General features: G+C 43.3%; 10 protein-coding genes and 3 tRNA genes. 11 read left to right on the plus strand and 2 right to left on the minus strand.

Features of this window, described 5'->3' with window-relative positions; translation table 11 throughout:
* Positions 1–197 precede the first annotated feature (197 nt).
* A tRNA-Glu gene (locus tag M891_RS0121665) sits at positions 198–272 on the plus strand.
* Between the two features lie 21 nt (positions 273–293).
* Positions 294–376: transfer RNA gene (locus M891_RS0121670), tRNA-Leu, on the plus strand.
* Between the two features lie 68 nt (positions 377–444).
* On the opposite strand, the gene M891_RS0121675 is transcribed toward M891_RS0121670, so the two are convergent.
* Positions 445–1,296, minus strand: coding sequence for a Cof-type HAD-IIB family hydrolase (locus tag M891_RS0121675; protein WP_028540239.1), 852 nt, complete (start codon positions 1,294–1,296; stop codon positions 445–447).
* Between the two features lie 99 nt (positions 1,297–1,395).
* Between M891_RS0121675 and M891_RS0121680 the strand changes: the two genes are divergently transcribed.
* The gene (locus tag M891_RS0121680; protein ID WP_036701452.1) at positions 1,396–1,716 is read left to right on the plus strand and encodes an AzlD domain-containing protein; all 321 of its coding nucleotides are present in this window, start codon (positions 1,396–1,398) and stop codon (positions 1,714–1,716) included.
* A 38-nt stretch (positions 1,717–1,754) separates the two neighbouring features.
* A complete protein-coding gene (locus M891_RS0121685) occupies positions 1,755–2,495 on the plus strand; it encodes an AzlC family ABC transporter permease (RefSeq protein WP_028540241.1) in 741 nt (246 codons plus the stop codon).
* Positions 2,496–2,512: 17 nt separating this feature from the next.
* Here M891_RS0121685 and M891_RS0121690 read toward each other — a convergent pair whose 3' ends face one another.
* Positions 2,513–3,148, minus strand: coding sequence for a PAS domain-containing protein (locus M891_RS0121690; RefSeq protein ID WP_028540242.1), 636 nt, complete (start codon positions 3,146–3,148; stop codon positions 2,513–2,515).
* Positions 3,149–3,376: 228 nt separating this feature from the next.
* On the opposite strand from M891_RS0121690, the gene M891_RS0121695 reads away from it, so the two are divergent.
* From M891_RS0121695 to M891_RS0121720, 7 genes are all read left to right on the plus strand, one after another.
* A complete protein-coding gene (locus M891_RS0121695) occupies positions 3,377–3,697 on the plus strand; it encodes a helix-turn-helix domain-containing protein (protein ID WP_051417170.1) in 321 nt (106 codons plus the stop codon).
* Between the two features lie 68 nt (positions 3,698–3,765).
* Positions 3,766–3,848: transfer RNA gene (locus M891_RS0121700), tRNA-Leu, on the plus strand.
* A gap of 244 nt (positions 3,849–4,092) precedes the next feature.
* Positions 4,093–4,368 carry a hypothetical protein gene (locus M891_RS0121705; protein ID WP_016313102.1) on the plus strand — a complete coding sequence of 92 codons (276 nt, stop codon included), beginning with the start codon at positions 4,093–4,095 and terminating at the stop codon, positions 4,366–4,368.
* Positions 4,369–4,490: 122 nt separating this feature from the next.
* Positions 4,491–4,913, plus strand: a complete 423-nt coding sequence (locus M891_RS0121710) for a thiol-disulfide oxidoreductase DCC family protein (protein WP_028540244.1) — start codon at positions 4,491–4,493, stop codon at positions 4,911–4,913.
* Positions 4,914–5,252: 339 nt separating this feature from the next.
* The gene (locus tag M891_RS26210; protein WP_139816644.1) at positions 5,253–5,546 is read left to right on the plus strand and encodes a mediterrocin family bacteriocin; all 294 of its coding nucleotides are present in this window, start codon (positions 5,253–5,255) and stop codon (positions 5,544–5,546) included.
* An 84-nt stretch (positions 5,547–5,630) separates the two neighbouring features.
* On the plus strand, positions 5,631–7,610 hold the full coding sequence (locus tag M891_RS0121715) for a DUF1430 domain-containing protein (RefSeq protein WP_028540245.1): 1,980 nt from the start codon (positions 5,631–5,633) through the stop codon (positions 7,608–7,610).
* Positions 7,610–8,227 (plus strand): ABC transporter ATP-binding protein, encoded by a 618-nt coding sequence (locus tag M891_RS0121720; protein WP_028540246.1) that lies wholly within the window; start codon positions 7,610–7,612, stop codon positions 8,225–8,227. The genes M891_RS0121715 and M891_RS0121720 overlap by 1 nt, the downstream gene beginning before the upstream one ends.
* Positions 8,228–8,926 lie beyond the last annotated feature (699 nt).

Consider the following 8,926-nt stretch of genomic DNA (forward strand, 5'->3'; position numbering starts at 1 on the left):
CCCTCTCTCTCCGTTCTGAATTACATCACAATAAGAGCCTCCGGTAATCCGGAGGTTCTTTGTCGTTTGAGGGATGAGAACCCTCGATTGGAGGGGGCTTAGGACAACCAAAATATTTTTTAAAATTAGGGCTTGCAAGCCGGAAATCTTTTTGCTATACTCATTTTTGTCGCCGCTTCTAGTGGTGATGAAGCTGTGGCCCGTTGGTCAAGGGGTTAAGACACCTCCCTTTCACGGAGGTAACAGGGGTTCGAATCCCCTACGGGTCACCATCCCTTTTATTAATTTCATATGCGGTAGTGGTGGAATGGCAGACACGCTATCTTGAGGGGGTAGTGGGCGTACGCCCGTGGAGGTTCGAGTCCTCTCTACCGCATCCTAAGAAAGTGAAGAACCTTGCGTTTAGCAAGGTTCTTTCTTCATGCCCAAAGGCTTAGACAGGGGCTAGATTTCGAGTAACGTGCGAATTGCATAAGCCACTCCGTGTTCGTCATTGGTTCGGGTGATCGAGGTGGCCAGGCGCTTGACGTCATCTACAGCATTGCCCATAGCGATTTTGGTACCTGCGACTTGAAACATGGAGATATCATTATAGCTGTCACCGATCACCACGGTATCGGACATCTCGACGCCCAAATGGCCGGCGAGAAATTGTAAAGCTTGGCCTTTGTCGGTTTCCTTCGCGATGACCTCTACAATATGCTTGGCGGAGGTAGTCGTTTGCACCTGAGGCTGCACGTTAAAATGTCGCGTGATTTCATCGAGTTTTTCTTCGTTATAGCTAAATACCAGAAGTTTGTATATAGGACGCTCTTGCTCGATGAGCTGCAGTGGATTGTCGATTCTCTCGAAACCAAATTGAACGAATTGGATTTTTGCGCTCTCCCACAATCGATCCCGATCGACCTCCGCATTTGCGCTGACCAGCATATCCATTTCAGCGAGCAGCTTTTGCTCGCCGCTTGACGGTGAATAGATGGCTTCAGGACAAAATATTTCGAAATAGACGTCCTGTTTCAGCAAATAACGAATGGCTTCCGCAGCAGCGTTCGAGTGAATTGGCGTTTCCCGCAGCAGCATTCCTACCCGGTCGAACACTTCTGCGCCATTGGATGCGATAATGGGAATGGACAGCTCCCCGGTTAAATGTCGGGCATCAAAGCTTGCTCTTCCGGTACATAGCGTTACGGTATGCCCCTGTGCTACGGCATGCGAAATGGCGTCCAAACCTTGGGAGCTCGGGCGGCTGTTCGAGGTCAGCAGCGTTCCGTCCAGATCAACAGCGATCAGTTTCATCGTTAGTTTCCTCCTATCCTCCCATCATGGGTGAGGGTTATCTTTATGGTTACGAGTATAAATTATGAAATGCATTTCAGGTCAAGGAGAGATCAAAACGTGGCAACTCAGCTTTGGATCATTGTTCTGATTGGAGCGGGAACCTATTTAATACGGGCAGGTTCCTTAGTATTAGGCAGCCGGATCCGGTGGTCCGATTCTACGAAGGAATGGTTAGCGTATGTGACGCCTGCCGTGCTTGGCTCGCTGATCGGCCCGCTGCTGCTGCTTGATGATGGGAAGTGGATACCGCTGTCGGAGAACCTGATGCTGTTTGCCGCGATTCCTACGATGTTGATCGCCTGGTGGACACGCCGTCTTCTGTTAACAGTAACCGCCGGCGTGCTGTTTTATGCAGGTTTTCACGCTTGGCTCGGCTGACCAGGATCAAAAGATAAATAGAGGGAGAGGAAGCATTCATGAATCGACCGAAACGAAGTGAAGAGATTCAACATGCTTTACGGGATGCATTTCCGATTCTGCTGGCTTATTTTCCATTGTCCATGACTTACGGTGTGCTAGCTGCGGCGGGGGGAATGCCGGGGGGAATGACTGTGTTCAGTTCGGTGTGGATCTTCTCGGGAGGGGCCCAGTTTATGCTGTTAGGTATGTTAGCGTCCGCTGCGGCTCCCGTGACCATCGTAACGACACTGCTGCTGTTAAACATGCGTCATGTCCTCTATGGAGCAACGATGGGACCTTACCTGTCGACATGGCGGGAATTTCCCAAATGGTTGGCAGCGATTGGCCTAACCGATGAAGGGTTCGCGGTCACTTCCAGCCGGGCAACCCAAGGGGGGCCGATATCGCCGGCTTATTATATTACTTTTGCGTTGGCGATTTATGGATCGTGGATTGCCGGTACAGCGGTAGGTACTGGATTAGGGAGCTTCGTTACCGCAGAACTGGCAGAAGTTTTAACTTTTGCGCTGCCAGCGCTCTTCATCGCGTTGCTTGCCGGGGGCGAGCGTACTTTGCCATTTCTGGCCGCAGCTGGCTGCGGGGCCGTGCTCGCCACCTTGGCAGGGATGCTCCAGCTTGGGGGGATTGGCCTGATTGCCGGAGGCTTGGCCGGAGCTACGCTGGGGCAGCAACTCAGCCGAATGTTATCACGGCGGCCATCGGCAGCCCAGGACAAAGCTGAACGTGCGGTACACTAACGCTAAAGCGGATTTCATTATGGTTCCTGCTGGGGCGGTAAGTCCAGATTGGAGGAGTATTTGGGATATAGTGCCCGGATGCAATCAGGACAGATGTCATGCGTAAATTCAGCGTGGGTATGTTGGCTTAGGTAAGCCTCGGTGGTGCACCATCTGTTGCCTTCATCCTTGATCTTCTTACATACGGCACAAATGGGAAGCAGCCCCCGGAGCGTGCGGGTATGTGCGAGTTCATGCTGAAATTGAAGTTGCAGACGCTTTAGCCGGGTGATGTTGGTGCAGGTGATCACGATGCCTTGAGGGGAAGAGGGGTCCTCTTCGGCATAAGGAGTTAATTCGGCGAGAAACCATAACTCCGCATTGTGGGCGGGGGCCTTGAATTCAATCTCAAAAAGATCGGCTTCCCCGCTTAAGATTTTCGAAAATTGCTCCAACAGCTGATGGGGATTAAAATAAGTATGATCATGCGGCCCATGCTGAAAAAACCGAAAAACGTTTAATCCGGGCCGTGCCCAGCCGGGAGCAACGCCCAAAAAAGCGGCTTGTTTGGCCCAAGTTCGGTTGACAGAGACGATCGTTCCATTCGGTTCAATGATTGCAACGCTTTGATTCAAAGAATGATAGGGTTCCTTCCATTGGAGGTTGTCACTCATGGCGGGTACGCTCCTGTCATGAAACTGAAGGCAGTCTTCCGACCTATTAAGTACTTGCCAGTGCTGTGTTAAGATAGGTATAGTTCCAGTATTTCACTCTATTATAAACGCATCAAAGTCACTATACAACGATTAAATTACTTAATTACGTCATCAAAGCTGTTGAGGAAGGTTGGAGAGAAGTTGTCAATCTACGAACGTATTGAACTGCTGATTAAAAACGCCGGCATGACCAAAAAGGCGTTTTGCCTCGAATTGGGGATCAGTACCGGGAACTTCGGGGATTGGAAGCGGGGAAAGTCCACGCCGAGCACGAATAAATTGATTGAGATCGCGGCTTTCTTCGATGTTAGTCTGGACTGGCTTATGACGGGAAAAGAAAAACAGGCGGAGTACGTGCAGGATCATAGAACGGAATATACCACCACCACCGATAAAGACTGGGGGGCGTTCATCGGCACGTTAACCGAAGCCGAGCGGGCTTTTGTTCGGGAATATATCGAGTTTGTCCGTTACCGGAGGCGGAAGACCGGTCGGATGGACAAATAATTCCACTTTACTTTTGGAGACAGCAAAGCTATAATTACCATGTTCGTCTGAACCTAGACTTAACATATGCGGTAGTGGTGGAATGGCAGACACGCTATCTTGAGGGGGTAGTGGGCGTACGCCCGTGGAGGTTCGAGTCCTCTCTACCGCATGACAGAAGAATTTCTCGGAGGATCCGGGAAGTTCTTTTTTTGATTTGCATTGACTTGGGTTGGACGTGTAGGGGATAGGATGGTGATTTTTTGCACATTCTATTAAAATCTTGCGCAAAGTGCGTCAAATCAAGCCGTTTGGGCAGGTTTTCAAGTTGACACGCCGATAAAAATTCATTAATATGTCTAAGTACTAAAAGAGCTGCGCTCTGTGGAACGAAATTTGATAATACGGGTGATAACATGGCTTACAGACCGAATGTTGTAAATGTGACCAAGGCCGGCAGCAACGAGAATGACGGATTATACGAGTTTATCGTGAATCTGGCCGATGGTACGGCGTGCCGCGTGTTTTACCACCGTAATCCCGAATGGCGGTTAACCAACGTCAGCAGGCTGCAAAAGACACCTTGCCCGGTCTGCCGTAAAGACTTCATTTGCGGATGTATGGAGAAGTTTTCGGATGAAATCAACCGTCAGATGGTAGAAGGACAGTGGCTGGAGAAGCTGACGTCCTAGTAAAAACGCTTTGGCCAGCTGGCGACAGCAAGCACGGGAATGGTCCCGTGCTTTTTTCATATCTTCTAAATAGATGAGTAGATGGGTTCTGCGTTACCGCGAACAGGAGAGGAGGATGGAGGATGTCAGATAAACCAGTTGAACGGAATGAACATGTGATTTTATTTGACGGCGTCTGCCATTTATGCCAGGGAGCGGTCAAGTTTATTATCAAACATGACCCGGCTGGGCGGTTCCGCTTTGCCTCGCTGCAATCCCAGGCAGGGAGCCGGCTGCTGCAAGCGGCAGGGGCGCATGAGAAGTCGCTGGACAGCGTCGTGTTGATCGAAAATGGAACCTATTATATCCGCTCGGCGGCGGCGCTGCGCATTGCTAGAGGTTTACGCTACCCCTGGCCGCTGCTCTATGCGTTGATCGTCATCCCGAAGGGACTTCGAGATGCGGTCTATCAATTTATCGCCAAACATCGTTACCGTTGGTTTGGGAAGGACGAAACCTGCCTCGTGCCGACCCGGGAGCTGAGGGAGCGGTTTTTGGAGGAGTAATATGGAATTTTATAACCAAACAGTTAAATTTTTTGTGTAAAATATCTGAATGTTTAGAATATTTTTATTTTGAAGTTTTCTGCGAGAAAAAGCCCTTTTATTTGATTCAATTTTGATTGTGCCTCCAATGCTCTGGTGCTTGATCCCTTCTATGCCATAATTTTGTTGAAAAATTTGTAAAAGATACTACCTAAAAAATACAATACTAATCAAATGATTAGATAGATATATCAAAATAAACTAGGCTTGCGGTCAAATTTTGATCCAAGCTTTTTTATTTTATATTGCTAATTCTAAATAAATACATCATTAAGGTACTAAATATCTATTTTAGAATAAATGGTAGATTTTGCTGAATCCAAAAGTTACGATAGTCTGGGTAAGGGATTTGCCAGAGCCTGGACGTTAACTGATAGCGGAGGAAGCGGCTCAGCTACGTGGGAAGTTGAATATGGATTTAATAAATTTGCAATTGATGAAGATTTCATTCATGGTTATCATAATTCCAAAGGTCATACAGTTAAGCTAACTAATGGTAACGACACCTATTCAGATTCTAATTCTGCGGGTAAATGGTCTAGAATTGATGTAAGACATGCTGGTCAAACTGTCTTTTATAATTTTAACTTCTAATTCATAAATAATTGTTAGTAGTCCTCACCGCTACAAGTAAAATACTTGAAGCGGTGAGTCTACTTATACTGGGGGTTACCTATAGTGAAGTTATTGAAATACATCATATGCTTTTGCGTGTTTTTATTCGGTCTATTAATCATTGGAGAAAGTCAGAGATTCAGATTAGATAATTTTTTCACGCCATATCATTACACCTCTTTTTATTTGCAGTTTAGTCAAAATGAAAATGATATGAAGCAAGATATACTGAAAGCCTCTGAGAAAAATGGGGTTGAATTTTTTACTTTTATCAAAAACTCAAATCATAATGTGACTGAAATCAAGCTGTATGGATCTTCCGGTGCAGAGAAAAAAATTGAGGAGATTTCATCGATTCATTATAGAGAATATAAAACTTTGTTTTTGGGAGATATTCAATTTAGTTTTCACCCCTTTGAGCAAATCGAAGGACTGGAAAATATACATGATTTTTATCTCATTGGGACGAGTCGACAAGTGGAGAAATTTAAATCGGAATTAATTGACAAATATGCAGGGAACTTCCCTCAAGAAGGATATGTAAATCAAGACACAACATATTTAATTATCGGAATTTGGGTACTAATGATTTCTATCACTTTGGTTTTAACTTATTATGATGTTCTTTATCAGAAGAAAGAAAACCTTATACGAATTACAATGGGGGAGCAATTATCGACTCTCATTTGGAGAAATATAGCAATAGATTCTTTGGTGTATATTTTGATTTTAGCATGTTTATTTTTCCTGCTGGGTAAGGTAACATCTGTATTTCTTAGCTTACAAATTTCGTTTTATGGATTCAGTGCACTCCTGGTATTAAACGCCTTAGTATACTTAACTTCTCGATCCTATCCAATTCGAGAGGCATTTTCTAATGCAAACAGTAGTTCGAGAAAACTTCTTGCTATTAATTATATTTTAAAATTGATATCGGTTATGATAACCACATTTGCAATTTCTAGCAATCTGGTCTTTGCTTTTGATTCATACAATGTGTATAAGCAAAAAGTATTTTTTGAAGAATTTGCTGACTATTCCTATATTACTTTGAGGTATAGACCAATAGTCAAAAGTAATGGTGAAGGAGACCCTAAGTTTAAGGAGAGCGAACTGTTACAATCCAAATTTTATACTGATCATTTTAGAAATGCTAACGCTACATTGCTATCAAAGGTACACGACACACTAGGTACAATACCAACCATCATGGCCAATCGAAATGCTGTTTCTTATTTGATAGAGAAAATACCTGAACTAGAAAAAATTAGGAAGGATAAAAGTGTTTACTTTATTTTGCCTGACTCATTAGCTACGAATGAATCACTTTTACCTCAACTGGAAGATAAATATGATTTCTTTGAAAATAATAATATTGGTAAAGATTATGAAGTCCTTTATTATAAAAAAACTGTAAATTTAGTCGCTATCGATCAGAATCATATTTATGGAAGTGAAAGGGTAAAGAACCCTATTATTATACTTAATAACCTGTTACCAGAAGAAGAGCTTAAACTTAATTATATACCTAGTAAAGGAGTATATATGTATGAAATCATGTATGACATATCGGACGAAGAATTTAGGCAATTTGTTCAGAAACATCACTTAACAGAGTCGACAGCTATCTTTAGCAAAATGAATGTTCTCAACAAATATAACGAAAGCTGGAATATTGCTAAAAAGGTGTTGTACATTAACTCCATATTTAGTGTCCTTGTTTTGTTTCTTGAATTTATTATTATTGCATCGATTATTAAACTTGAATACGAAGTTAATGCCATTGAGTTATCCATCAAGAAAGTTCTAGGCTATAGTATTTGGCAAAAGAACTGGAAGATTATATGGATTACATTAGCTACAACTGCTATTAGTATTGGTTGTTCAGTAGTCATTTCCCAATACTTAGGGTTAGGTTTATCAAAATTTTTGCTCTTCGGAGGGATTATTATTTTTGTCTCTGAACTGATTGCCATTCTTACATATGTCCGAAAAGTTGAAAAATCAAAAATTTCTAAAATACTGAAAGGAGGAAATCTCTAATGATCAAAATTGAAAATCTATGCAAGTCATTTAACGGGGTTCCTCTCTTTCAGAACTTCAGTCTAACGGTTGAGACAGGGGAGTTTATCATTTTTTCCGGCCCTAGCGGCTGCGGTAAAACCACCTTACTAAATCTCATTGGGGCCATAGAAAAACCTGATGCAGGGGCGATATGGGTCGATGAAATGAATGTTGCGGATAAAAGAAACCATCTTCGGTTTTACCGAACAAAGGTGGGGTTCTTATTTCAAAATTTTGCTTTGGTCGATAACAAGACTGTGAAAGAGAATCTCCAATTGATTCGAAAGGATTGTAAGACAGGTATCTCTATTACAGATGCTTTAAAATTTGTGGGGCTTGAAGATAAATTGAACAATAAAGTGTACACCCTCTCGGGAGGGGAACAACAACGGGTGGCATTAGCTCGTCTTATGCTCAAAAAATGTGATGTGATTTTAGCGGATGAACCTACAGGATCGCTGGATCGGAACAATGCGGATGTCGTTATGGGGTTGCTAAGGAAGTTTAATGAAGCTGGCAAAACAATTATTCTAGTAACACATGACGAAGAGATTAAAAAGCAGGGGGGACGAGTAGTTAATTTATGCGAAGTTTGAAATCTAAAATAGTTATTATAATTAGTGTTAGTCTTATCGTACTTTTTGGAATCTGGAATGTTGTATGGTATGTAGTGACCAATAATCGCTATCATGACTTTTTAACGGTCGTTCCAAAAAGTCAATTTGGTAATCACATTTTAAAAAAGATGGATATGTATATAATGTTGAACAACCGTTTATGAATTAACATTAGATGAGCATATGAATCCAGTAGGTAATCAAAGAATAATAAAAGATATGGATGATATACAACCTGTAATAACAGAGCTAATAACAAGGGCTTCATCAGTCTGGGATCTACAATGATTAAACTACTTCAATAAATTAGGGAACAGCTTGATTTCGCTTTTTCGAAGCTTTCGTAAAGTCGGTTCAGACTCCGTGTCAACTCATATAAAAATGTTACCGAAGGATAATGGTTCACTCACGTAATTTTGTTACCCAGTGGAGGCTGTTACATAGCCTCCACTGGGCGCGTAGCGGAGGCAGNCGTCACGGGNTGGGAAAGCAGCGCTTCCAACTGATTGTGTAATGCAAGCGGATCTTGGGAAGTCTGATACGCCTGTAACCGTTGGGTTTGTTCTGGTCGTAGCACGCCCAATTCGATTAACCGGGCAACGGGTGTTTTGGCCGTGTCGAATGTTTTCTTTACACGAGCCCCGCGACGCTCCTTGCCGATCAGCTTGCGAGTGGGCA

The sequence above is a fragment of the Paenibacillus sp. J14 genome (assembly GCF_000518465.1).
In the GTDB taxonomy this organism is placed as follows: Bacteria; Bacillota; Bacilli; order Paenibacillales; family Paenibacillaceae; genus Fontibacillus; species Fontibacillus barengoltzii.